Origin of the sequence: Pinisolibacter aquiterrae (assembly GCF_019160155.1) — a bacterium.
Classification (GTDB): domain Bacteria; phylum Pseudomonadota; class Alphaproteobacteria; order Rhizobiales; family Ancalomicrobiaceae; genus Pinisolibacter; species Pinisolibacter aquiterrae.
Genome location: NZ_JAFNIH010000006.1, coordinates 98274 through 122046 on the forward strand (window position 1 = coordinate 98274; position 23773 = coordinate 122046).

19 protein-coding genes are annotated in these 23773 nt (G+C 71.7%); 10 read left to right on the forward strand and 9 right to left on the reverse strand.

What is annotated here, in order from left to right; translation table 11 throughout:
* Nucleotides 1–110: 110 nt before the first annotated feature.
* The 3 genes from J3S89_RS01890 to J3S89_RS01900 all read right to left on the reverse strand — a co-directional run bounded on the left by J3S89_RS01890 (nt 111) and on the right by J3S89_RS01900 (nt 4811).
* Entirely contained in the window at nt 111–1592 is a 1482-nt protein-coding gene (locus J3S89_RS01890) for a methyl-accepting chemotaxis protein (RefSeq protein ID WP_217925780.1), read from the reverse strand.
* Nucleotides 1593–1815: 223 nt separating this feature from the next.
* Nucleotides 1816–3207: an MATE family efflux transporter gene (locus J3S89_RS01895; protein ID WP_217925781.1), complete on the reverse strand. Its 1392-nt coding sequence runs from the start codon at nt 3205–3207 to the stop codon at nt 1816–1818.
* A gap of 89 nt (nt 3208–3296) precedes the next feature.
* A complete protein-coding gene (locus J3S89_RS01900; protein ID WP_217925782.1) occupies nt 3297–4811 on the reverse strand; it encodes a patatin-like phospholipase family protein in 1515 nt (504 codons plus the stop codon).
* 218 nt (nt 4812–5029) lie between these two features.
* On the opposite strand from J3S89_RS01900, the gene J3S89_RS01905 reads away from it, so the two are divergent.
* Entirely contained in the window at nt 5030–7336 is a 2307-nt protein-coding gene (locus J3S89_RS01905; protein WP_217925783.1) for a caspase family protein, read from the forward strand.
* Nucleotides 7333–9027 (forward strand): CHAT domain-containing protein, encoded by a 1695-nt coding sequence (locus J3S89_RS01910; protein ID WP_217925784.1) that lies wholly within the window; start codon nt 7333–7335, stop codon nt 9025–9027. The genes J3S89_RS01905 and J3S89_RS01910 overlap by 4 nt, the downstream gene beginning before the upstream one ends.
* 132 nt (nt 9028–9159) lie before the next feature.
* Here J3S89_RS01910 and J3S89_RS01915 read toward each other — a convergent pair whose 3' ends face one another.
* The 3 genes from J3S89_RS01915 to J3S89_RS01925 are packed head-to-tail and all read right to left on the reverse strand — an operon-like array spanning nt 9160 to nt 12598.
* Nucleotides 9160–10530, reverse strand: a complete 1371-nt coding sequence (locus J3S89_RS01915) for a sensor histidine kinase (protein ID WP_217925785.1) — start codon at nt 10528–10530, stop codon at nt 9160–9162.
* On the reverse strand, nt 10527–11207 hold the full coding sequence (locus J3S89_RS01920; protein WP_217925786.1) for a response regulator transcription factor: 681 nt from the start codon (nt 11205–11207) through the stop codon (nt 10527–10529). The genes J3S89_RS01915 and J3S89_RS01920 overlap by 4 nt, the downstream gene beginning before the upstream one ends.
* Before the next feature lie 41 nt (nt 11208–11248).
* Nucleotides 11249–12598: a S1C family serine protease gene (locus J3S89_RS01925; protein WP_217925787.1), complete on the reverse strand. Its 1350-nt coding sequence runs from the start codon at nt 12596–12598 to the stop codon at nt 11249–11251.
* Between the two features lie 213 nt (nt 12599–12811).
* Between J3S89_RS01925 and J3S89_RS01930 the strand changes: the two genes are divergently transcribed.
* Complete coding sequence (locus J3S89_RS01930; protein ID WP_217925788.1) at nt 12812–13477, forward strand: hypothetical protein; 666 nt, start codon at nt 12812–12814, stop codon at nt 13475–13477.
* 170 nt (nt 13478–13647) lie between these two features.
* Nucleotides 13648–14346 carry a hypothetical protein gene (locus tag J3S89_RS01935; RefSeq protein ID WP_217925789.1) on the forward strand — a complete coding sequence of 233 codons (699 nt, stop codon included), beginning with the start codon at nt 13648–13650 and terminating at the stop codon, nt 14344–14346.
* A 123-nt stretch (nt 14347–14469) separates the two neighbouring features.
* Here the strand turns inward: J3S89_RS01935 and J3S89_RS01940 are convergent, their stop codons facing one another.
* Nucleotides 14470–15003: a hypothetical protein gene (locus J3S89_RS01940; RefSeq protein ID WP_217925790.1), complete on the reverse strand. Its 534-nt coding sequence runs from the start codon at nt 15001–15003 to the stop codon at nt 14470–14472.
* A 166-nt stretch (nt 15004–15169) separates the two neighbouring features.
* Here J3S89_RS01940 and J3S89_RS01945 point away from each other — a divergent pair, with 166 nt between their 5' ends.
* The 6 genes from J3S89_RS01945 to J3S89_RS01970 all read left to right on the forward strand — a co-directional run bounded on the left by J3S89_RS01945 (nt 15170) and on the right by J3S89_RS01970 (nt 22479).
* Nucleotides 15170–16723 carry a hypothetical protein gene (locus tag J3S89_RS01945; protein WP_217925791.1) on the forward strand — a complete coding sequence of 518 codons (1554 nt, stop codon included), beginning with the start codon at nt 15170–15172 and terminating at the stop codon, nt 16721–16723.
* Nucleotides 16720–18498: a tetratricopeptide repeat protein gene (locus J3S89_RS01950; protein WP_217925792.1), complete on the forward strand. Its 1779-nt coding sequence runs from the start codon at nt 16720–16722 to the stop codon at nt 18496–18498. The genes J3S89_RS01945 and J3S89_RS01950 overlap by 4 nt, the downstream gene beginning before the upstream one ends.
* Nucleotides 18499–18580: 82 nt before the next feature.
* Nucleotides 18581–19795: a lytic murein transglycosylase gene (locus J3S89_RS01955; RefSeq protein WP_217925793.1), complete on the forward strand. Its 1215-nt coding sequence runs from the start codon at nt 18581–18583 to the stop codon at nt 19793–19795.
* Between the two features lie 5 nt (nt 19796–19800).
* The gene (gene cysQ, locus J3S89_RS01960; RefSeq protein ID WP_217925794.1) at nt 19801–20643 is read left to right on the forward strand and encodes a 3'(2'),5'-bisphosphate nucleotidase CysQ; all 843 of its coding nucleotides are present in this window, start codon (nt 19801–19803) and stop codon (nt 20641–20643) included.
* A gap of 79 nt (nt 20644–20722) precedes the next feature.
* On the forward strand, nt 20723–21286 hold the full coding sequence (locus J3S89_RS01965; protein WP_217925795.1) for an HAD family hydrolase: 564 nt from the start codon (nt 20723–20725) through the stop codon (nt 21284–21286).
* Nucleotides 21283–22479, forward strand: a complete 1197-nt coding sequence (locus J3S89_RS01970) for an AGE family epimerase/isomerase (protein ID WP_217925796.1) — start codon at nt 21283–21285, stop codon at nt 22477–22479. The genes J3S89_RS01965 and J3S89_RS01970 overlap by 4 nt, the downstream gene beginning before the upstream one ends.
* Before the next feature lie 19 nt (nt 22480–22498).
* Here J3S89_RS01970 and J3S89_RS01975 read toward each other — a convergent pair whose 3' ends face one another.
* Nucleotides 22499–23275, reverse strand: coding sequence for a bestrophin-like domain (locus tag J3S89_RS01975; RefSeq protein WP_217925797.1), 777 nt, complete (start codon nt 23273–23275; stop codon nt 22499–22501).
* A 228-nt stretch (nt 23276–23503) separates the two neighbouring features.
* A partial coding sequence (locus J3S89_RS01980; protein ID WP_217925798.1) for a hypothetical protein occupies nt 23504–23773 on the reverse strand: 270 nt, incomplete at its 5' end.

Consider the following 23773-nt stretch of genomic DNA (forward strand, 5'->3'; position numbering starts at 1 on the left):
CCGCGATCGATCCGTTTCGCGGGAGTGTGTCGCGGGTCGGACGGTTCGTCCAGAGACGACGAGACCCGCCGGCGGCGGGTCTCCATGGCGATCTCGCCGGGCGCGACGCTTCAGGCGATGGCGCGCGAGGCTTCCTTGACCTTGCGGGCGGCGTCGTCGACCTCGCGGGTCGAGATGGCGATCTCGTTCATGCCGCGGGTGATCGTCTCGACGCCATAGGCGGCGGTCTGCATGTTGGAGGACATGTCGCGGGTGACCGCTTCCTGTTCCTCGACGGCGGTGGCGATGGCGGTCGAGATCTCGTTGATGCGGCCGATGGTGGTGGAGATGCCGGAGATGGCGCCGACCGCGTCGCGGGTGTTGTTCTGCACCTCGGCGATCTGAGCGCCGATCTCCTCGGTCGCCTTGGAGGTCTGGGTGGCGAGGTTCTTCACCTCGCTGGCGACCACCGCGAAGCCGCGACCGGCCTCGCCGGCGCGCGCCGCCTCGATGGTGGCGTTGAGGGCGAGGAGATTGGTCTGGGCGGCGATCGAGTTGATCAGATCGACCACCTCGCCGATCTTCTGGGTGGCGGAGACCAGGGTGGTTATGGTGGCGTTCGTCCGGTCGGCCTGCGACACCGCCTCGCCGGTGATCTCCAGCGCGTGGGAGAGCTGGCGGCTGATCTCGGCGACGGAATGAGCGAGTTCCTCGGCGCCGGAGGCGACCGCCTGGACGTTGGCGGAGGTCTGGGTCGAGGCGGAGGCGGCCGCCGCGGCCTGTTCGTTGGTGCGGGAGACCGCGTCGGTGATCGCGCCGAGGTCCATGTCGATGGCGGTCTGGGCCTCGGCGCGGCGCATGCGCTCGCGGACCTGGGGGGTGACGTCGGTGGCGAACTTCACCACTTTGAAGGGGCGCCCGTTCATGTCGAAGATCGGGTTGTAGGAGGCCTGGATCCAGACCTCGCGACCGCCCTTGCCGATGCGCTTGTATTCGGCCTGCTGGTAGCGGCCCTGACGCAGCGCGTCCCAGAAGGCGCGATATTCGGCGCTCTCGCGATGGGCCGGCTCGACGAACATCGAGTGATGTCGGCCCTTGATCTCGTCGAGCGTATAGCCGAGCGCGGCGAGGAAATTGGCGTTGGCGTCGAGGATCTTTCCGTCGAGGTCGAAGGAGATCACCGCCTGAGCCTTGCCGATCGCCTCGATCTGGCTGCGATATTCGGCGGCCTTCAGCTTCGCGGCGGTGATGTCGGTGGCGTATTTCACCACCTTGAACGGTTTGCCGTCGCGGCCGAGCAACGGATTGTAGGAGGCCTGGATCCAGATCTCGCGGCCGCCCTTGCCGATGCGCTTGTATTCGGCGCGCTGGAACCGGCCGGCGCGCAGGTCGTCCCAGAACTTGCGGTACTCGGCACCGTCGCGCTGCGACGGTTCGACCAACATCGAATGATTGTGGCCCTTGATCTCCTCGAGCGTGTAGCCGAGGGCCTCGAGGAAATTGGCGTTGGCGCCGAGGATCGTCCCGTCGAGCGCGAACTCGATCACCGCCTGGGAACGATCGAGGGCGGCCAACATGGCGGTCGTGTCACGATTCGAGGCGAAGAATCCCATAGGGTACCGTCCAGGGGTTTTCTTGTTGTCTTGGTTCGCCGGGTCGTCGACCCGTCCGACGTCTTGATGACGAAAAGTTGTATCCAACGCAGCAATCATCCACGATCGCATTTAACGAAGCGTGAAACATCAGAACAAAAGACGGCGGTATCGTGTGAGAACGGGTCGCATGACCCGTTCTTGCGCGTCGTCAAGAAAGAAGAATCCGTGACCGGATGAAACTTCAATTCGATATTATTGCTATTCCGCGACGTGAGCCGGTGAGGAACAACCACCGGGCGGTCAGCATGACGGAGACGACGCCGAGGCCGAGGGCGAGGCCGATCCAGATGCCGCGTCCGGCGAAACCGAGCGGGAAGGCGAAGACGATCGAGCCGATCAGGCCGACGCCCCAGTAGCCGATGGCGGCCAGGATCATCGGCACGCGGGTGTCGTGAAGGCCGCGCAGCATGCCGGCGGCGACGGTCTGGATGCCGTCGACGATCTGGAACAGGGCGGCGACCTGCAGGAAGCTCGCCGCGAGGGCGAAGGTCTCGGCGGTGTCGGGGGCGTCGATGTCGAGGAAGGCGCCGATCAGCCGGTGCGGGAAGAGGATCATGATCGCCGCCGTGGTGATCATGCAGGCGACCACCAGCCCGTAACCGGCCCAGCCGGCGCGGAAGATCGCGCCCGGGTCGCGGCGGCCGAAGGCGGTGCCGACCCGGACCGTCACCGCGAGCGAGAGGCCGAGCGGGACCATGAAGGCGGTGGCGGCGATCTGCAGGGTCACCGCATGGGCGGCGAGCGTCGCCGTGCCGAACAGGCCGGCGAGGAAGGCGGCGGCGTTGAAGACGGTGCTCTCGAAGGCGATCATCGCGCCGATCGGCAGGCCGAGCCGCAGGAAGTCGCGCCAGCGCGCGCCGTCCACTCGCCAGAAGCGGCCGAACAGATGGTAGCGGCGGAAGCGGCGGTCGCGGATCAGGATCGTCGCGAGGCCGACGAACATGAAGGTGGTCGCCGACAGGGTGGCGAAGCCGGCGCCGACGATGCCGAGCTTCGGCGCGCCGAACCGGCCGAAGATCAGCACCCAGCCGACGGCGGCGTTGACCGGAACGGCGAGGAGGCCGATCACCAGCGTCCACAAAGGGCGCTGCATCGCCGCCATGAAGCCGCGCAGGCCGACGAAGGCGAAGAAGGGCAGGAGCGACCACATCAACACCCGCAACAGGCGGGCGGCCTCGTGGCCGAGCGCGGGGTCCTGGCCGAGGAGGGCGAAGATCGCCTTGCCCTGCCACAGGATCATCCAGGAGGGGATGGCGATGGTCAGCGCCACCCAGAGGGTCTGACGGAAGGTGCGGCGCACGTCGCGCACCGAATGAGCCATGCGGCCGCGCTCGCGGGCGATCATCGGCATGGTCGCCGACATCACGCCGACGCCGAACAGCATGAAGGCATTGTAGAGATTGACCGCGAGCGCGCCGGCGGCGACCGCCTCGGGCCCGAGGCGGCCGAGCAGCAGCACGTCGATGGTGCTCAGCGCCATCTGCGCCAGTTGGGTCAGGACCAACGGCCAGCCGAGCACCAGAGTGGCGAAGATCTCGTTTCGCCAGAGGGAGGATCGGCTCGGTTCGGACATCGGCGTGGGACCTGTTCGCGCGTGGAACGGTCTCCTAACACGTCCCGGCGGCGCGAGGCACCCCGGCGAGGCTCGGGGCGGGCGCGGCGTCAGTTCGACTTGACGAGACCGCCGCTCGGCCGCTCCTCGTCCTTGCGCAGCCGGGCGACCGGGCGGGCGGCGGCGCCGGGGGGCGTCGAGGTGCGCAGGAAGCCGTTGACGACGGGGTTGCGCCGGGTCGCCTCGCGGCCGGCCTGGATCAGCAGATCGACCTCGTCGGCGGGCAGGACGAAGCGGGTGGCGATCGCCTGGAGCTTCTCCTTCTTCTCCGGCAACTGGTCGAAGGCGACCTCGCCGGAGAGGAACTTCACGTCGCGACAGTTCCACCCCTTGGTGGAGCCGACCCAGCGGGCGACCTCGGCCGGGGAGAGCCGGCAGCGCCACTCGATCAGGTCCTGTTGCCAGCGCGCGAGGGTCAGCTGGAAGGCGTCGAACCCCTGGCGCACCGACGCGTCGATGCCGGTGTCGACCACCGCCATCAACAGCGGCGCCACGGTCGGCCCGGTCTGGGTGCGGGTCCATTCGGTGTCGGAGGCGCGGCCGGAATTGACCACGAGGAAGAGCGCCCGTTTCAGCCGCGCCGCCTGACGCGGGGAGAGCGGCGCATAGGGCGTGTCGGCGGCGGCGCGGGCGATGGTGAGGCCGGCGAGGCCGAAATTGTCGGTGAGGCCGCCGTCGAGGAGCCTCAGGTAGCGGACCTGTTTCGTGTCGCGATAGGCGAGGAGGGCGCGGGCGTAGCCCTTCAGGAGCGCCGGCGCGCCGGCCTGTTCGGAGGCCCAACGCACCCAGCGCGGCATCTCGTAGGTGCAGCGATCCGGGTAGGTCTCGAGGGTCACGGGGGCGAAGATCACCGGCACGGCGGCGGAAGCGGCGACCGCGTCGGCGACCGGCACGTCGGCGAGATCGGAGCAGAGCGCCCGGAGCGTACCCGGCTCGAAGACGAAGGGGGTGTGGTTGGCGATGTCGGAGGCGTTGATCCAGACGGTCGGGTGCCTGCGCGCCAGGATCGAGCGGAAGGTGGCGCCGTCGAAGAGATGACGGTCGAGCCAACGCGGCAGGTTGGAACGATCGTTGGCGCCGCCGCCCATCACCTTGGCGAGCGTCGCCGGGTTGAGCGGATTGGTGTTGAGGTCCTCCTCGGCGTTCTTCAGGAGGAAGCGCTCGCGGAAATCGTCGAGGGCGGCGCGGCCCTTGAGGCCGAAATAGGCGGCGGTGACGGACCCGCCGGAGACGCCCGAGACGAAGTCGACCCGGTCGAGCAGCGAGCGCGTCGGACCCGAGGCGGTCGGCACCTCCGTCTCGGCGAAGGCCTGGAGGACGCCGAAGGAGAAGGCGGCGGCGCGGGTGCCGCCGCCGGAAAAGGTCAGCCCGACCAGGGTCTCGCCATCCTCGTCGTCGGCGAAGAGGCCGGGGGCGGGGGCCGCGTCGATCGCCGAGCTGGGGGTGTTGATCGGGGAGGTGTCGAGCGAGGCGCAGGAGACGAGCGCGAGGACGGCGAGCATGGCCGCGCCGGCCCGGCCGAGGGCCGAGTCGTGACGGGGAAGCGGCGGGGAGAGCGGCGACATCCGAGCCTTCCTGCGAGAAACGTATCGCGATCGTGTCCGATCGGCGGGGGGCTTGTCGAGGGGGCGCGGCGGGTCACGCCGCGGAAATCGCCCGGCGCGGATGAAGAATGCGTTCATGTGGCGGGATCGGCGCCGCCGCCGATTGTCGTTCGCGGGCGGCTCTGCCAGTCTCGGACATCTCGGAAAGAGACCCGAAACAGATGCGGAGCCCCTCGACGATGCCCGTCCTCACGCTTCTCGCCGGCCTCAGGGCCGCGTTCCTCTGGACCCTCGTGACTTTGCTGGCGGCGACGAGCGTAGCCTCGGCGGCGGGCGCGCGGCGGGCCCTGCTGGTCGGCGTCTCCAACTATCCGAAGGAGACGGTCGGCGACCTGCAATTGGCCGGGCCGAAGAACGACGTCGCGCTGATGATCGACACGGTGGCGCGGATGGGCTTTTCCGACCGCGACACGATCGTTCTCGCCGATGCTCTCGAGGAGACCGGATCGACGCGCCGCGCCGACGGGCCGCCGACGCGCGCCGCGATTCTCGCCGCGCTCGCCGATCTCGGCGGGCGGTCGGGGCCGGGCGACTTCGTGCTCCTCTATTTCTCCGGTCACGGCTCGCAGCAGCCCGATCCCGATCCGGCCAAGCGGCCGGTGCCCAAGCCCGACGGGCTCGAGGAGATCTTCCTGCCGATCGACATCGGTCCGTGGGAGGATTCGGTCGGGGCGGTGGCGAACGCGCTGGTCGATCACGAGTTGGGCCGGGCGGTGGCGGCGATCCGCGCGACCGGCGCCGAGGTCTGGGTGGTGATCGACGCCTGCCATTCCGGAACGATGACGCGCGCCGCGGGCGAGGGGCAGATCAAGCAGGTGGCGCCCGAGGTTCTGAAGATCCCCGAGGCGGCGCTCGAGAAGGCGCGGGCGGCGGCGCGAGGGCTCGCTCCGGCGACGCGCGGCGGGGCGGCGGCGCGGCCGGTCGCGCACGGCTGGTTCGACGAGCCGGTCGCGAGCGCCGCGACGACCCGATCCGGGGCGGCGGTCGCGAAGGCGAGCGCGCCGGGCGGCTACGTCGCCTTCTTCGCGGCCTATCCCGATCAGCTGGCGCTCCAGAAGAACCTGCCGCGCGGCTACGGCACCGAGGAGCGGCGGCCGCACGGGGTGCTCACCTTCTATCTGGCCCAGGCGCTGCGCGGCGGTCGGGTGGCAACCTTCCGCGATCTCGCCCATCGGGTGATGGCGGGCTACGACCAGTTCGGTCAGGCGCCGACGCCGATGTTCGAGGGCGATCTCGGCGCGCTCGTTCCGGGCGGGGCGAGCGAGGGGGTGATGCGCTGGCCGGTGACGGTCGAGGGCGATCGTCTCTCCGTCGGCGCCGGTGTCGTCGACGGGCTCGGGGTCGGCGCGGTGGTGGCGCTGGCGACCCTGGAAGCGCCCGACACGGTGCGCGCCTTCGCGCGGATCGAGGCGGCGGGCGCGGCCAAGGCGATGGCGAAGCCCATCGAACGGGAGGGTCTCGCCTTCGACGCCGCTCTGGCGGGGGAGAGCCTGACGGCGCGGCTCGTCGAGAAGAGCGCCGACTTCGTCTATCGCGTGGCGCGACCGCCGCGTCGGCCCGGGACCGAGGAGGAGCGCGCCGTCGCGGCGGCGCTCGACGCGATCGCGGCGACGCCCTCGGGCACGGTGACGATCGTCGATCCGGCCGAGGCGGCGGAGCTTCGGCTCTTCGTCGAGGAGGGCCGGGTGTGGCTCGTCGCCGACGACGCGGATTTCCTGAAGAGCGGCCGCCGTCAATCGCCCTCGGTGGCGCTGCCGGCCGGCGCCGACGCGAAGACCGTGCGAGCGCTGGTCGAGCGGCCGCTGATCGCCATGGCCAAGGCGCGCAATCTCGTCCGGGTCGCCGGCGTGATCGGTCCCGGCACACTGCCGGCGGAGGTCGCGATCGAGGCCTCGGTGATGCGCGACGGCGGCACGGCCGGGCCGGGCGCGGTCGCCGCCGACGATCGCGACTGTCCCGCGCTCGACCCCTCGCGGCCGCCGATGGGCGCGGTTCCGTTCGAGCCGACGGCCTCGCCGCGTCTCGGCCATTGCGACACGGTGTGGTTCCATCTCACCAATCGCGGCACGAAGCCGGTCGACGTGACGCCGCTCTATGTCGACGGCGCCGGCGGCGTCGCCTACATGGGGCCGCCCGAGGGGCTCAGGCTCGATCCCGGCGGGGTGACGCGGTCGTTTCCGCTGCGCATCGTCACCTGGAGCCGCAAGCGCAAGATCCCGCTGCCGATCGGTCGGGAACATCTGCTGATGGTGATGGTCGAGGTGGAGGGGCGCGAGGCGCTGCCGGCCGACTTCCGCCATCTCGCCCAGGCGACGCCGACCGGCATCGCCAATCGCGGCGCCGGGGCGAGCCCGCTCGGCGGGCTGCTCGAGGCGGCCTCGTTCGGCGGGGCGACGCGCGGGGCGCCGCCGGCGGCGGCGATCGGCACGGCGGGAATCGTCGATTTCGGCTGGATGGTGGTGGCTCCCGAGGAGGCGGCGCGATGAGGACGGGTGTTTCTTGCGCGGCGCTTCTGGTCGCGGCGCTGGCGGGCGTCTGTGTCGGTGGTCCCGGGCGCGCGGACTCGTTGCCGAGCGAGCCGGTGGAGATCTCGACGGTCGCATCCGATCCCGCCGGAGGGGCGCTCCGGGCGGCGGCCTTCGAGGCGGCGCAATGGGCGCAGATCTCCTCGGCCGGGGCGGCGCTCGCCCAATTGGGGGCGCGGTTCGCCGCCGGCACCGACGAGCTCGCCGGGCTCGTGCGGGCGCGCCAGGATCTCGTCGAGGCGTGGCGGGCGGCGGATCGCCGCGTGGCCGAGGACAAGAGCGGCGCGGCGCGTATGGAACGCGAGGCGATCGCGTCGAAGATCGCCACCACCGACGCGAGCCTCCGACAGCGCTTTCCCGCCTTCGCCGATCTCGCCAATCCGAAGCCCCTGTCGATCGCCCGCGCCAAGGCGCTGCTCGGCCCCGACGAGGCGCTGGTGACCTTTCTCGTCGAACCGAACCGCACCTTCGTCTTCGTGGTGACGCGCGAGGGCGACGCGTGGAACCGGGTCGATCTCGGCGCCGATGCTCTGGCGGCGACGGTGCGGCGGCTCCGGCGCGATCTCTCGCCGACCGGGGATCCGGAGACGCGCGGCGGGTCGGTGCGGGCGGCGGAATCGGCCTTCGGCGAGGCGACGGAACGCGGCGGGCCACGCTTCGACCGCACCACGGCGTGGGAGCTGGAGCGGCGCCTGCTCGAGCCGTTCGAGGGGATGCTCGCCGACAAGTCGCAATTGCTGATCGTGCCGGACGGGGCTCTGACGTCGCTGCCCTTCGCGGTGTTGCCGACGGCGCGGCCGCTCGGCGACGACGGCGATCCGGATGCGCTGCGCGCCACCGCCTGGCTGATCCAGCGGCACGCGGTGACGACGCTGCCGAGCGTCGGGGCGCTCGTCGCCTTGCGCGAGCTGGCGAAGCCCGGTCACGGCACCCAGCCGTTCCGAGGGTTCGGCGCGCCGAAGCTCGCCGGCAGCGGCGACGGCACGCGCTCGCCGGGGCAGGTCTCCGGCTATTTCCGCGACGGGGTCGCCGATCCGCGCGCAGTCGCCTCACTCGCGCCGCTGCCGCAGACGGCGGAGGAGTTGCGCACCCTGGCGGCGGCGCTCGGCGCGGGGCGCGGCGCGGTGACGACCGGCGCAGCGGCGACCGAGACGGCGGTGAAGACGGCCGATCTCTCGCAGGCGCGCGTCGTCGCCTTCGCCACCCACGGCCTTCTCGCCGGCGAACTCCAAGGGCTCGCCGAGCCGGCGCTGGTCCTGACCCCGCCCGAACACGCCACCCGCGACGACGACGGGCTCTTCACCGCCACCGACGCGGCGCGGTTGAAGCTCTCGGCCGATTGGGTGGTGCTCTCGGCCTGCAACACCGCCTCGAGCGACGGCACGCCCGGGGCCGACGGTCTCTCGGGTCTGGCGCGGGCCTTCTTCTACGCCGGCGCGCGCACGCTTCTGGTGTCGCACTGGCCGGTGCGCGACGACGCGGCGGCGCGGCTGACCACGGCGGCCTTCGCCGAACTCGGCCGCGATCCTGCGATCGGCAAGGCGGAGGCGATGCGGCGCTCGATGATGGCGCTCGCCTCCGATCCGCGCGATCCGACGCTGGCGCATCCCGGCGCCTGGGCGCCGTTCGTGGTCGTCGGCGAGAACCGCTGAGGCGGCCGCCGGCCTCGTCATGGGAGAGGCGTCGGGCCTCGGCTCTCCCGGGGGTCCTCTTCCCGCGCCGGCGGCGCGCCGGGGACGACGGGAGAGCGGGGGGCTCGCCGTCACATGCATGCGAGTCGCAGGTCACTCGACGGCGCGACGCGCCCTCAGGGTGACGCGCAGGCCCGGATCGGCGCGATCGAGGCCGAGCCGCATGCCGTGGCGCAGGGCGATCGCGCGGACGAGGCCGAGGCCGAGGCCGTGGCCGGGGACCGTGGCGGTCGCCTCGGCGCGGGTGAAGCGGTCGAAGGCGACCACCTCGAAACCGTCGGGCAGGCCCGGTCCGCGATCCCGCACCGCGAGGATCGCCTCGTCGCCCTCGACCGCGACCGTCACGTCGACGCGACCGCCGCGCGGCGAGAACTTCAGCGCGTTGTCGACCAGATTGGCGAGGAGCCGCGTCAGCAACATCCGCTCGCCGAGCACGACGACGGGGCGGGTCTCGGCGGCGAGGACGAGGCCGCGATCCTCGGCGACCGCTTCGTAGAGGTCGATCACATCGGCGACGATCTCGGCGAGATCGACCGGGGCGAGGCCGCGCGCGTCGCCGGCCGCCGCTTCGGCGCGGGCGATGTCGAGGAGGGCGGCGAAGACCGCGATCAGTTTCGCGGATTCCTCGATCGCCTCGTCGAAGGCGCGCGGCGCGACGGCCGGGTCGGTCGCGATCTCGCGGCGGGCCCGTTCCAGGCGCGCGCGCAGCCGGGCGAGCGGCGTGCGGGTCTCGTGGGCGATCTGTTCGGAGAGGTGATGGACCGAGCGCATCAGCACGGCGATACGGTCGAGGGCGGCGTTGAAATTGGCGGCGAGTTCGCCGAATTCGTCGTCGCGGGTCGCGCCGGGCGCGCGGGCGGCGAGGTCGCCGGCCTCGACGGCGCGGGCGGTGGCGTTGACCCGCTCGATCCGGGCGAGCAGCCACCGGCCGACGACGATCCCGGCGATCAGCGCGGCCAGCGCGGCGAGGAGGGCGGGCAGGGCCAGTTCGCGCGCGAGCCCGGCCATCAGCGCCTCGTGTTCGGAACGGTCGTGGGCGACGAGGAGGGTCGGGCCGTCGGGCACGACGCGCAGCAGCCCGGTCCAGGCGCGGCCGCCGGCGTCGGTGAAGGCGAGGGTCTCGCCGCGCGGGGCGAGGTCGTTGGGCCAGGCGACGAAATCACCGGCGACGCGCTCGCCGTCGGCGGCGATCACCAGATGGATGCGCGGCGGCGTCGACGCGGACGGCGCGGCGCGGCGATCGGCGAGGACGCGCTCGAGGCCGGGCAGGGCGCCGACCCGCCAGACCTCCTCGAGGCCGGCGAGATCGGTGCGGATGGTCTCGACGATGCGCCGCTCGGTGTAGGCGGAGACCGTGGTCGCGACCAGCGCGAAGACCACGGCGAAGGCGGCGAGGAAGATCGCCGCGACCAGGGCGGCATAGCGGCCGAGGGCGGAGTGGGCGAGCCGGCGGGGCGGCCTCACGTGGGATCCGCCACGAGCTGATAGCCCTCGCCGCGCGCGGTCAGGATCGCCGGCGCCTCGAACCCCTCGTCGATCTTGCCGCGCAGGCGCGAGACATGGACGTCGACGACGTTGGTCTGGGGGTCGAAGCGCAGGTTCCACACCCGCTCGAGCAGGAGCGAACGCGGCACGAATTGGCCGGCATGTTCGGCGAGGCAGCGCAGCAGCTCGAATTCCTTCGGCGACAGCGCGACGTGGCGGCCGGCGCGATGGACGGTGCGCGCCTTCACGCGGATCTCGATCGAGCCGATCACCAAAACCTCGGGATGCGGCTCCTTGCGGGCGCGGCGCAGCAGGGCACCGACGCGGGCGAGCAATTCGTCGTCGGCGAAGGGCTTGGCGAGATAGTCGTCGGCGCCGCGCTCGAGCCCTTCGACCCGGTCGGTCGCCTGACCGAGGGCGGAGAGGACGAGGACCGGGGTCTCGACCTCGAGCGCGCGCAGACGTTCGACCACGTCGAGCCCCTCGAGACCGGGTAGCATGCGGTCGGTGACGATCAGGTCGAAGGGGTGGGCGGCGGCGCGGGCGAGGCCGGCGCGGCCGTCGGCGACGGTCTCACAGACGGCACCGCGACCGGCGAGGAGATCGGCGACATGGGCCGCCATGACGGCGTCGTCCTCGATGATCAAGACCTGCATGAGTGCCTCGTGGGGTTCGGTCGCGGAAGAAGAACGCCGGTTCACAAGAGAACGCTGGCGGCGGCTTCGGAATTGGAGCCGAAGGGCGCCATCGTGTCCAGTCGGCCGGTCGAATCGAGGACGAGCCAGCGGGTGGCGCCGTCGCGCTCGACCAGCAGGGCGACGCCGGAGCCGTCGGCGGCGGCGCGAATGGCGGCGTCCAGCGTCGATCCGCCGGGATGGTCGGCGCCGATGCGGGTGAGGCCGACGGCGCGCAGGCGATCGCCGGGGCGCAGGCCGGCGACGTCGGCGGAGGAATCGGCGGCGATGGCGGTGATGGTGGTCTCGTCGGCGGCGAAGGTCAGGCCCCAGCGCGGGGCGGCGGCGTCGGCTGCGGGATGGGCGACCGTGGCAGGACGGCCGTCGAGCGCGAACTCGAGGGTCTGGGCGGTGTCGCCGTCGAGCACCACCAGGCGAAAGTGATCGCCCGGGGCCTTGGGCTCGAGCGCGCGGGCGAGGTCACGGGTGGTGCGGACGGGGTGTCCCTCGGCGGCGACGACGAGGCGACCGGCGCGGAGGCCGGCGCGGCCGGCGGCGGAGCCGGGTTCGACGTTTTCGACGATCACGCCCTCGCCGACCAGCGCGGGGATGGCGTCGCGCAGCGCCGAGGCGTCGCGCAGGCGCAGGCCCAGACGCGGGCGGGCGAGATCGCCGCCGGCGACGAGGCGATCGGCGATGCGGCGGACGACGTCGACGGGAACGGCGAGGCCGATGCCGACGTCGCGGCGGGCGCCGTCGGGGATCGCGACGTTCATGCCGAGAACGGCGCCGGTCGCGTCGATCAGGGGGCCGCCCGACGAGCCGGGATTGAGGGAGGCGTCGTGCTGAAGCATGTCGTAGGGCGTGTCGGGGCCGCCGTCGCGGTCGATCGCCGAGACCACGCCGACGGTGAGGCTGCCGCCGTAGCCGAGCGGATTGCCGAGCGCCGCCACGGGCCGGCCGCGCACCGGGGCGGCGTCGGCGAAGGCGACCGGCACCAGGGTCGCGGCCTCGGGCAGGCGGGCGACGGCGACGTCGGCGAGGGCGTCGGCGGCGACGTCGCGGGCCTCGACCCGGCGTCCGTCGGGCAGGCGGGCGACGATGCGGCGGGCGTCGGCGACGGCATGTTCGGCGGTGACGATCCAGCCGTCGGGGCGATAGGCGAAACCGGAGGCGAAGCGACGGCGGCCGTCGCGGCCGGTCACCTCGAGATCGACCACCGAGACGCCGATCCGCTGGGCCGCGCGGGTGAAGTCGACCGTCGGCGCGGGCGCGTCGCCGCGCACCGGGGCGGGCGCGGTCGCCGCGAGGAGGCCGGCGGCGAGGCCGAGGGCGGCGAGACGATCGAGGAGGCGGGAACGGTTGCGACACATCGCGGGCGGACCTCGGCAGGGGGAAGGACGAAACGTCTTATGACGATCTCCGCAAGGTTTGGGGATGACGAAGGCCGTCATCTTCGCGGAAGCCTCGAAAATGACGGTCTTCGTCATCTCGCCCCGGTTGCGGTGGGACCCCGGCCCGGTATGATCTTTTCTGCGAGGCCGATGAAGATCGTCCGAAGCGAGCCTGAAACCGGAGCAACGGCAATGACCTGCCTTCCTCTTCGCATTCTCGCCGGTGTGGCGATCGTGTCCGCTTCCTGTCTCGCCGGTTTCTCGATCGAGGCGCGGGCGGGCGAGGCGACCAGCGCGCCCTCGTTGCTCAAGCTCTCGTCCGAAGTGGCGGCGCACGGTCGCACGGCGAAGGATCCGTTGGCTCTGATCGTCGCCGCCTCGATCCGCGCGCAGGTGTCGATGATCCCGGTCGCGCGGGCGCCGGAGCAGACCGGGACCGCCGGCGACGTGGCGGCGGCGGGCGAACCGAGCGTCGCGGCCCTGCTCGAGGAGGCGGTGGCGCTCTCCGGCAAGGATCCGGCCATCGTGGCGCTGGCCGGCGACGTCACCGGCACGGCCACCAAGGGACGCGCCGACGGGGTGGCGGCGAGCGTCGCCACCATCAAGGGCGCCGGCGTCGACTGGTATCGGCGCGTCGCCTTCGAGGGGACGCGCTACGCGGAGGCCTATGTCGAACTCTTCGGCGAAGGCCATCTCAAGATCTCGATCTGGGACGACAAGGGCAATCTGGTCTGCAAGGACCCGAGCCCGTCGACCTTCAGCTACTGCGGTTGGAACCCGACCACGACCGGGCGTTACGATCTCAAGATCGAAAATCTCGGGACGCGGCCGGTCCGCTACAAGATCGCCACCAACTGATCCCCGAGCGGCCGTTCCGGTCTCCTCGGCCGGATCGATCTCTCCTCTCCCCATCGCCTCGTCGAGCGTCTCGGCCGCACCGTTCGGATCGTCCTTCGAACCTCCGTGCCGGCGATCGCGACCGCTCGACCCGTGCCCATCTCACGGCTTCGAACATTCCGGAGGTCCCCATGACGAAGCGCTTCGCAGTCCTTTCCGCCCTGCTTCTCGCCACCACGCTCGCCGCTCCGCCGACGACGGCGGAGGAGGCCAAGCCCGCCGATCCCTCGCAGAAGGAGAACGTCGCCCGCGACGCGGCGCCGTCGAAGACGCCGCTGCCGGTCGAGCAGCTCCATCTCTCCGAACAGCTCGCCGCCTATGGCCGCGCCAACAAGGATCCGCTGTCGCTGATCGTGGCGGCGCAGATCCGCTCCCAGGTCGGCGTCAAGGTGGTCGATCGCAAGCCCGACAATGCCGATGCGGTCGGCACCGCCTCGGCCGACGCCGGCGCCACCGTCGACGGCCTCTTGAACGAGGCGAAGTCGCTCGCCAAGAACGACAAGACCATCGTCGCGCTCGCCGACGACGTGAAGGCCTCCGCCACCAAGGGACGCGTCGGCGGCGGCATCGTCAGCCTCGGTCAGATCTCCGGGCGGACGATCCACAATCGCACCATGAACTTCCGTGGCGGGCAGGTCGCCGAGGTGGCGGCGGTCGGCATCGACTCCGACTCGGTGATGCTCGAGGTGTTCGACGAGGGCGGCCATCTGATCTGCCGCGATCACGATCCAGCCTATTGCCGCTTCAACCCGATCTGGACCGGCCCGTTCACCGTCAAGGTCCACAACAACGGCTCGAGCCTCGCCCACTACCGGCTCGAGACCAACTGAGATCCGTCGCCGCGACGGCTCATGGCGGGTGGAGGCGCAAGCCTCCGCCCGCAAAGCCGTCCGCGGTGGGCGGGAGCGCACGACGAAGGGGCGCTCGCGCCCCCGAGTGTCGCGGGGGGCGCCTCAACGGCAGGCGGCGAGCTTCCACAGGCCGTCGGGCGGGACGAAGCGGCGGGCGCCGGCGCTCCAGCCCCAAAAGGCGGGCGAGATCTCCGGCAGTTGCAGATAGGCCGGGGCCTTCGGATCGCCGTCGTCCTCGACGTCGACCCGGCGCAGGTCCTCGCCGAAGAAGATCAGCCGCGAGCGCGGTTGGTCGTCGGTCTCCCTCGGCGGCTTCTTCGCCGTCGAAGCACCGAGGAAATAGGCCGTCGTTCCGCCGAAGCCGAGGGGACGGGCGATGCCGAAGTCGTAGGAGAGGGACTGCTTCTTCTCGACGATGCGGATCACCCGGGCCTCCTCGCCGGAGGGGAGGCTGCGACGCGGCAGGGTGACCTCGTAGTCGTTGTGGGCGCCGGCGTCGGCGCTCATGTCGTCGTCGAAGTCGAGAGCGGTATAGACCGCGCGCGAGACGGGGCAGTCGAGGGCGAGCGCCGGCAGGGACGAGGCGAAGACGGCGGCCGCGAAGACGGTGGCGCCGAGTGTGGGGAGAGGGGGCATGGAGACCTCGCGAGGCAAGGGAGGGATCGTGCGCCTCAGCGTAACGACCGGCGCCGGCCGGGCAAGGGCGCTCGGCGCGGATGACGGCATTCGTCACGTGACCGGCGGGGGCGATCCGGTGTTCGATGGGCGCGGTCACGGAACCGGACCGGGGAGGTCGGTGGAGATGAGGTCGGGTACGCGGAAGGCGCCATGGCGGCGGTGGGCGACGGGGGTGGTGGCGGCGATGATCGTCTCCACGGGTCCGGCGGCGGCCGACTGCTCGCTGTTGCTGCCCTCCTGCTGGACGGTGCGGGTCGATTCCACCTGCGCGGCGGCGCCGACCCGGGCCTGCGTCCTCGACATGCGGCTCCGGCTGCTCGATCGGCTGATGAGCGCCGATCCGCAGGCGGCGCGCGAACTCTATTTCTCGGAGACCTTCGACATGGCGATCACCTCGCCGGAGCTCGGCGAACGCCGGCGGGTGGCGGCGCTGGCGGCGCGGCACGGGTTCCAGCCGAACCGTTTCGGTGAGGCGGTGAAGCTCTTCGCCGAGGCGCGCGCCGACTGGCGGACGCCGCTCGCGCGCGGCGACCTCGCCGGGGCGATCGCGGCGATCCCCGATCCCACCCTGTCGGTCTCCTATCAGTGGCTCGACGGCGTCGCCGACGCGATCTTCCGCGAGGCGCTGCGACGCGGCCGGGCCGGGGAGGTGCTCGACGCGATCGCCGCCGGCCGGATCGCCGGCTTCAATTGGCAGAGTTCGCGCGACAATCTCTTCGACCGCTGGTTCCGCCTGGTGCGTCGCGGCGATCCGGCGCTGGTGGAGCGGCTGATCGGCCTGGCGACGCCGGACCGGGCGCGGTCGATGCGGCTGGCGCTGGCGGCGACGGCGGAGGATCCGGGCGCGACGGCCACGGTCCTGGCGCGCGATTTTCCGGCCCCGCCGACGGCCGAGGCGGATCGCAGCGAGGTGACCCGCGCGGTGTGGCGCGCCTACGATTTTCTCCGCGACGAACCGGCGGCGGTGCGGGAGCGGTTTCTCGACGCGCTGCCGCGCTTCATCGGGGTCGATTCCTCCGGTCCGACGCTCGACGATCCGGTCGGGCGCGGCGAGGTCGGGATCGTGCGCCGGCTGGTGGCGCGGTCGCTGCCCGACGAGGACGCCTCGGGGATCTATCTCTTCGCCCCGGGCCTGCGTTCGGAGACGATCGCGCGCTCGCTTCCCGAGCTCGATCCCCCGGATCGGCAGGCGGCGACCGGACTGATGATCGAGGCGGCGATCGCCGAGGGACATTGGGACCGGGCGGTGAAACTCCTGAACTCGCCCGACGGGATCGGGGGCCTCACCGGCGAGCGGGCGAATTCGATGCGGGCGCGTTCGCTCGCGGAGGCGGCGATCGCCGCCGGGCGGGGCAAGTCGGTCGAGAAGCTGCTCGCCTCCTTCGACCCGGACACGCGGGCGGCGGTGGTGGCGGCGGTCGGCAATCGCGCCGGCGCGGAGAAGCTGCTCGCGCTCCTCGACGAGGATCCGGTGCGCCTGACGCAAGGAACGGCCTTCGACGAGGTGGAGGACGGGATCCTCGAGGCGGCGTGGGATCTGGCGCAGACGCGCGGCGACTGCCGCGGCATGCTGACGGCGGCGCGCAACCGGACCGCCGAGCGGACGCAGATCGACCTCGCCCGAGATCTCGGGCGGGTCGCCTCCTGCCTCGCCGTCCGGGAGGAGAAGGCCCGATGACCCGTTCGATCTCGTCCCGCGCCCTTCACGCTTCGCGCCTCGTGCTGGCGGCGTTGCTCGTCTCCGCCTCGTGGGCGGGGCCGGCGCCCGCGGCAGAGACCGCGAAGTCCACGAAGGCCCGAGCTGCGGCGGTTCTCGGCGCCGATCGTCTGGGGCTCGCGTTCCGCGATCTGCCGCCGGAATGGGATCCGGCGCGGCGCGGCGATTTCGCCTTCGTGCCGCAGGTCGATGCCGAGCACGTGGCGGCGGTCACGGCGACGCGGGTGATCGCGGCCGAGGCGGAAGCGATCGGCGACCGCGACACGGCGCTGGCGGCGACGATGATCGGCGCGCACATCCTGCGCATCCACGAAGTCCCTCAGGCGCGCGATCTGCTTGAGACGGCGATCGCGGCGGCGACGCGGGCGGGGTGGCGTGATCGCGAGATGCGCACGGCCCTGCACGATCTCGCGGTGATTCTGACGGTGGGCGGGGATCCGGGCGCGGCGCGGCTCGAGAAACGGGCGAGCGTCTGTCCGCGTCCTTGCGCGAGCGATCGGCCGACGCGGCTCTATGCGCTCGGCCGCAAGGCGGTCGCCGCGGCGTCGGGCGAGGATGTTCCGGTCGGCGAGCGGCTGAAGGCGCTGAAGGTGGTGCGGCCGTGGCTGCGCGACACGCTCGGGGCAGGTTCGCCGTGGTACCGGATCTATCTCGGCGCGCATGCGGCGGAGTTCGAGGACGTGCGTCCCTTCACCGCGATCGATCTCGCCCGCGAGCAACTGGCGGACGTCACCGATCCGGCGGCGCGGGCGGAGCGGGTCGCGGCACTCTCCTCTTCGTTGCGGCGGGCGGGCGATTATCGGGAGGCGGCGGAGCGCGCGGCCGAGGCGGCGGCGCTGTGGACGTCGCTCGGCAAGGACGGCGACGCGCGGCTCGCGCGCTGGGACGAGGTCATGGCGCGGCTGCGGCTCGGCGACGGCACCGCGCGCGACGGTTTGAAGGCGATGGCGCCGGATCTGCTGGCGACGCTGATCGCCGTCGACGACGTCTCGCTCCTGCGCGCGCTCGCCTACGATCTGGTCGGGTCGCATCTGTGGGCGGAGGCCGATCCGGTGCTCGAGGCGGTCGTGGCGCGCGCCGAGGGGCTCTGGGGGGCGGGACAATATCTGCGCGGGGCCGCCTTGGCCGGACGGGCGCGGATCGCGCTCAGGGCGGGCCGGTTCGAGGCGGCGGAAGCCTTCCTCGATCAGGCCGAGGCGGCGGCGCCGAAGATCGCGACGCCCACCCACGGCGTCCTGCGCATCGGCCTTCTCGCCGAGCGGGCGGCGCTGCGGGAGGCGGAGGGCCGGCGCGAGGACGCGGCGCGGTTGCGAGCGGAGGCGGCGCGGGCCGCGACGGCGCCGGTCGAGGAAGAGCCACCCTCCTTCGTGATCGGGGCGATGACGCAACTCAGGGATCTCGGCGGCATCGACGGCGGCGGCGTGATCGCGGAGATCGCCGCGGGCCAGATCGACGGCGAGACGAGTGAACGGCCGAGCTATCGGACCGCCCAGGATCTCTGGCAGATCGCCTATGCGCTGGCGCTCTCCGGCAAGGCGGAACCGGCGTTCCAACGGATGACGCGGGCGGCGGCGATCGCGGTGCGTCATTCCTTCGAGAGCGTCGACGACACCGACGGCGGCTCGCTGCAGTTGATGCGGCGCGATCGCTGGCGCTATCTCCTCTTCGTCGACATCGCCTGGAGCGCGGCGAAGAAGCGGCCGCCGGAGGAGATGACGGTGCCGGCTCGCTATTGAGGTCCTGCGACACGATCCGCCTTCGTCTCGTCGCGCGATGCGTCTAGACTCGCGCCGAACCGACGAATCGGAGACGAGCGCGATGGTTGCGAAGCGAAATGTTCCTCGATCGATCCTCGCCGCGGCGATGATCCTGGCCTCCACCGGCGCGGTGCTCGCCGAGGTGCCGTGCCGGACCAGCGGGTCGTTCGAGCAATGGCTCCAGGGCGTGCGCCGCGACGCGGCCGCGCAGGGGATTTCGCAGCGCGCGATCGAGGCGGGTCTCGCCGGGGTCGCCTATGATCCGGCGATCATCAAGCGCGATCACGGCCAGGGCGTGTTCCAGCAGAGCTTCCTCCAATTCTCCGACCGCATGGTCTCCTCGGACCGGATGTCGCGGGGGCCGCGTCTCCTGCGCCAACACGCCGACCTCTTCCGGCGGATCGAGGCGCAGTACGGTGTGCCCGGCGCGGTGCTGGTCGCCTTCTGGGGGCTCGAGACCGATTTCGGCTCGGACATGGGCAAATATCGCGCCCCGAATTCGGTGGCGACGCTCGCCTACGACTGCCGCCGGGCCGAGATGTTCCGCGCCGAGCTGATGGGGCTCCTGAAGGTCGTCGATCGCGGGGATCTCCAGCCGCGCGAGATGATCGGCGACTGGGCCGGCGAACTCGGCCATCTGATGTTCTCGCCGCACGACTATGCCCGTTACGGCGTCGACGCCGACGGCGACGGGCGGGCCGACGTGATCCATTCGCTGCCCGACGCCATGGCCTCGGGGGCGAATTTCCTGAAGGCGCTGGGCTGGCGGCGCGGCGAGCCCTGGCTCGAGAGCGTCCAGGCGCCGGCCGACATGGACTGGTCGAAGGCCGATGCTTCCGTGCGCGCCTCGCGCGCCGACTGGGCGGCGGTCGGGGTGCGCAAGTCCGACGGCTCGGCGCTGGCGCGGGGCGGGCCGGAGGCCTGGCTGTGGCTGCCGATGGGGCGCGAGGGGCCGGCCTTCCTCGCCTATCCCAATTTCGACGCCTATCTCGGCTGGAACAAGGCGATGGTCTACGCGACCACGGCCGCCTATTACGCCGCCCGTCTCGACGGGGCGCCGCCGCTCGCGCGCGGTCGCGGCAAGGTCGTGACGCTCTCGACCGAGGAGGTCAAGCGGCTGCAGACGCTTCTGGCGCGGCGCGGTTTCTCCGACGAGGAGCCGGACGGACGGATCGGTTCGGCGACCCGTGCCGCCACCCGCAAGGCGCAGATGGCGCTCGGGTTGCCGGCCGACGCCTATCCGGACGCGGCGCTGATCGCGGCCCTGTCGCGGTGACGGCGATGCGGGCGCGCGCCGACGTTCTGGAGCCGCTGATCGCGACGGCGCTGACCGCCGGCCGGGCGATCCTGGAGATCGCGGCCGGCGACGTCGGGGCGACCTTCAAGTCCGACCGGAGCCCGGTGACGCTCGCAGACGCGCGCGCGGAGGCGATCATTCTCGCCGAACTCGCCCTCGATTTTCCCGGCGTCCCGGTGGTGGCGGAGGAAGCGGTGGCGGCCGGGCACATGCCGGCGACGCTCGGCAGGCACTTCTTCCTGGTCGATCCGCTCGACGGCACCCGCGAGTTTCTCTCCGGCAACGGCGAATACACGGTCAACATCGCGCTGATCGAGGCGGGCTCTCCGATCGCCGGCGTGGTTCTGGCGCCGGCGCTCGGCGAGATCTTCGCCGGGCGGGTCGGCGAGGGCGCGCGCGCCGGGCGGATCGCCGAGGACGGGGCGATCGACTGGCGGCCGATCGGGGTGCGGGCGACCGCGCCCGAGGTGCCGCTCGTCCTCGCCAGTCGCAGCCATTGCGGCGCGGAGACCGAGGTCTTTCTCGAGCGGCTCGGCCGGCACGAGCGCATCGCCGCCGGCTCCTCGCTCAAATTCGCGCGGCTGGCCGAAGGCGCCGCCGACCTCTATCCGCGCCTCGGCCGGACCATGGAATGGGACTCGGCGGCGGGCGAGGCGGTGTTGCGGGCGGCGGGCGGCGCGGTGGTCGGCATCGACGGGCATCCGCTCGCCTACGGCCGGCGCGATCGCGGCTTCGCCCATCCGTGGTTCCTCGCCTATGGCGATCCGGCGATCGGGGCGCGGGCGCTCGCGACGATCGGTCCGATCGCGGCGGCGACGTCGGGGTGAGGGGAGCGTTTCGCGGCGTCGATGCCCATGCTATCAGCGGGCACCGAGGCGGGCGGACGCAGCAGGAGACGCCGACGAGATGAGCGCAGCGACGATCGAACCGCGGTCGATCCCGAACGAGGGGCGGGCGCGTCCCGCCGTGTTCTTCGATCGCGACGGGGTGCTCAACGTCGATCACGGCTATATCGGCACCATCGATCGGTTCGAGTGGACGCCGGGCGCGCGCGAGGCGGTCAAGCTCGCCAACGAGCGCGGCTTCCTCGTCTTCGTCGTCACCAATCAGTCGGGGATCGCGCGGGGCTACTATTCGGAGGCCGATCACGCCACGCTCTCCGCCCATATCGATCGCGATCTCGCGGTGATCGGCGCGCATATCGACGATCAGCGCTATTGCCCTCATCTGCCCGACGCGACGGTCGAGGCCTATCGCCGCGACAGCGACTGGCGCAAGCCGGGGCCGGGGATGTTGCTCGATCTGATGGCCCATTGGCCGGTCGACCGGGCGGCGAGCCTGATGATCGGCGACAAGCCGAGCGACCTCGAGGCGGCGCGGGCGGCCGGTATCGCCGGGCATTTCTTCACCGGCGGCGATCTCCTCGCCTTCGCCGAACCGTTGTTGCGGCGGGTCGAGGTGGCGTCATGAGCGATCGGAACGGCGACCTCGAGCGCGCGCGGACGGCGGCGCGGACGGACTACGAGATCCTGCGGCGCTGGTTCGTCGACGAGGCGCTGCCGCTCTGGGCGCGGGTCGGCGTCGATCCGGCCGGTGGGTTCTTCGAGAAGCTCGATCGATCGGGCGTGCCGATCGAGGAGGCGCGGCGCACGCGCGTGGTCGGGCGCCAGATCTTCGTCTTCGCCACCGCCGCGCGCCTCGGGTGGCGTGGGCCCTCGGCGGACTTGGTCGCGCACGGCCTCGCATGGTTTCGCCGCGCCTGTCTCACGCCGGAAGGGACGGTCCATTCCACCGCGCGGCCGGACGGAACGCCGGAGAAGACGGCGTTCGATCTCTACGATCACGCCTTCGCGCTCTTCGGTCTTTCCGCCGCCTTCGTCGCGACCGGCGACCCCGAGCTCGCCGCGACGGCGGAGCGCATGCGCGAGGCGATGAAGGCGGGATGGGGTCATCCGGTCGTCGGGTTCGAGGCGGCGCGGCCGCGTCGCCTGCCGCTCGAGGCCAATCCGCACATGCACGTCTTCGAGGCGGCCGAGGCCTGGGCGGCGGCGCTTCCGCCCGAGGCGGCGGCGCCCTGGATCGCGCTCGGCGACGAGATCGCCGGATTGGCGCTCGATCGGTTCATCGATCCGGTCTCCGGCGCCTTGCGCGAATTCTACGACGGCGATTGGCGGCCGATGCCGGGAGACGCGGGGCGTCTGGTCGAGCCGGGGCATCAGTTCGAATGGGCCTGGCTGTTGATCCGCTGGGGACGATCGCGGGGGAACGCCCGCGCGATCGCGGCGGCGCGACGGTTGGTCGCGCTCGCCGAGAGCCATGGCGTCGATGCCGGGCGCGGCGTGGCGATCGGCGAATTGTGGGACGATCTCTCGGTGAAGAGCGCGGCTACGCGGGTGTGGCCGCAGACCGAGCGGATCAAGGCCTGGCTGGCGATGGCGACGCTCGCCGAGGACGACGGCGCCCGCGCCGAGGCCTTCTCGATGGTCGCGACGGCGGCACGCGGGTTGCGGCGTTTCCTCGATCCGAGCGCGCCCGGGCTCTGGCACGAGCGGATGGCGGCGGACGGGACGTTCCTCGACGAACCGGCGCCGGCGTCGAGCCTCTATCACATCGCCTGCGCGCTGGCGGAAATGCAGGCCGCGCCGCTCGCTCTGCCCGCGTGAGGCGCGGCGGGCGGCGGGATCATCGTCGCTCGGCGAGCGCGACGAGCGGGGCCGGCGATACCGTGGTCGGTTCCTGGAACGGATTGCCCTGGATCAGCACGATCGCCGCCGTCGGCGCGGCCGCGACCGCGAAGAGGACGATCGCGGCGAGGGCGGCGCGCGGCGTCTCGACGTGGACGATCGCCACCGACAGCATGGTGACGAAGCCGAGAAAGGCCATGCCGAGCCATTTCAGCGGATTGACGTGGGTCTGGCTCAGGGCGATGCGCCGATCGCGGGCATCGCGCACGGCGATCACCTGTTCGAGCACCCGGGTGTGGACGGCGGGGCCGAGCCGTTCGCCGAGATCGCGATCGGCGGCGAGGGCGAGCAGGTGGTCGATCCGCGCGGTGGTTTCGGCCGACTGACGGCGCCGGGAGAGGAGCGGCCATTCGTCCGTGGTCGCGGAGGCGGCGTAGCTCGAAACCGCCTCGGCGACGGTCGCGCGACGGGGCGCGTCGAGGCCGCGGGTGAGCGAGAGCACCGACTGGAGACTGTCTGCCTCGCGCGTGACCGCGTCGATCGCCCGGTCGTGGGCGCTCCAGGTGTCGTTGCCGAGAAAGGCGAGCGTCAGGGCGAAGAGAACGCCGATGATGTTGATGAAGGGCGGGGCGACGCCGGCAAAGGCGCGAAGGCGGGCACCATGGCTCGGCGCGCGCAGCCAAAGGATCAGCCCGGCCGAGGCCGCGAATGTGCCGATCAGCGCGAGGCCGGCGAAGCCCCAATGGTCCCAGGCGCCCCAATCCATGCCGTTCATGAGGATTTCTCTCCCTCCCGAGGGGGGATCTTGCGCCTCGAATGGCCGAACCGTCGATTGGGGGAACCCACGAGGGCGATCGCGGACGAGGGGGCGCCCATCCGCAAAAGTTCTTATCCACAGGTGCCGGCCGCTGGAATCCTGGCGATCGGATACGAAGCCGGTCATGAAAAGCCGAAGCCATGAAGTTTTTGCGACGACGGGTGTTGACGGCTCCGAATGGCAGGCCTATAAACCGCTCCAACGACGGCGGCGGTGCCGCTGGCGACGAAATCCTTCGCGCTGCGAACTGGTGATTTTCCTGAAAAGGGGGATTGCCAAACGGTTCGGAAAGGTGTTGAAGGTCACGAAATTCGGCGAGACCGAAGAGGCGTGCCCAATCGTTCGACGAGCCTTCGGGTGGTGTCGGGCGTACGAAGTCTGATCGGCTTCGGGTTCTTTGACAATCGAATAGGAAGAAAGAGAAACGTGGACGGCGTGATCCTTGCGAGAGGGTTC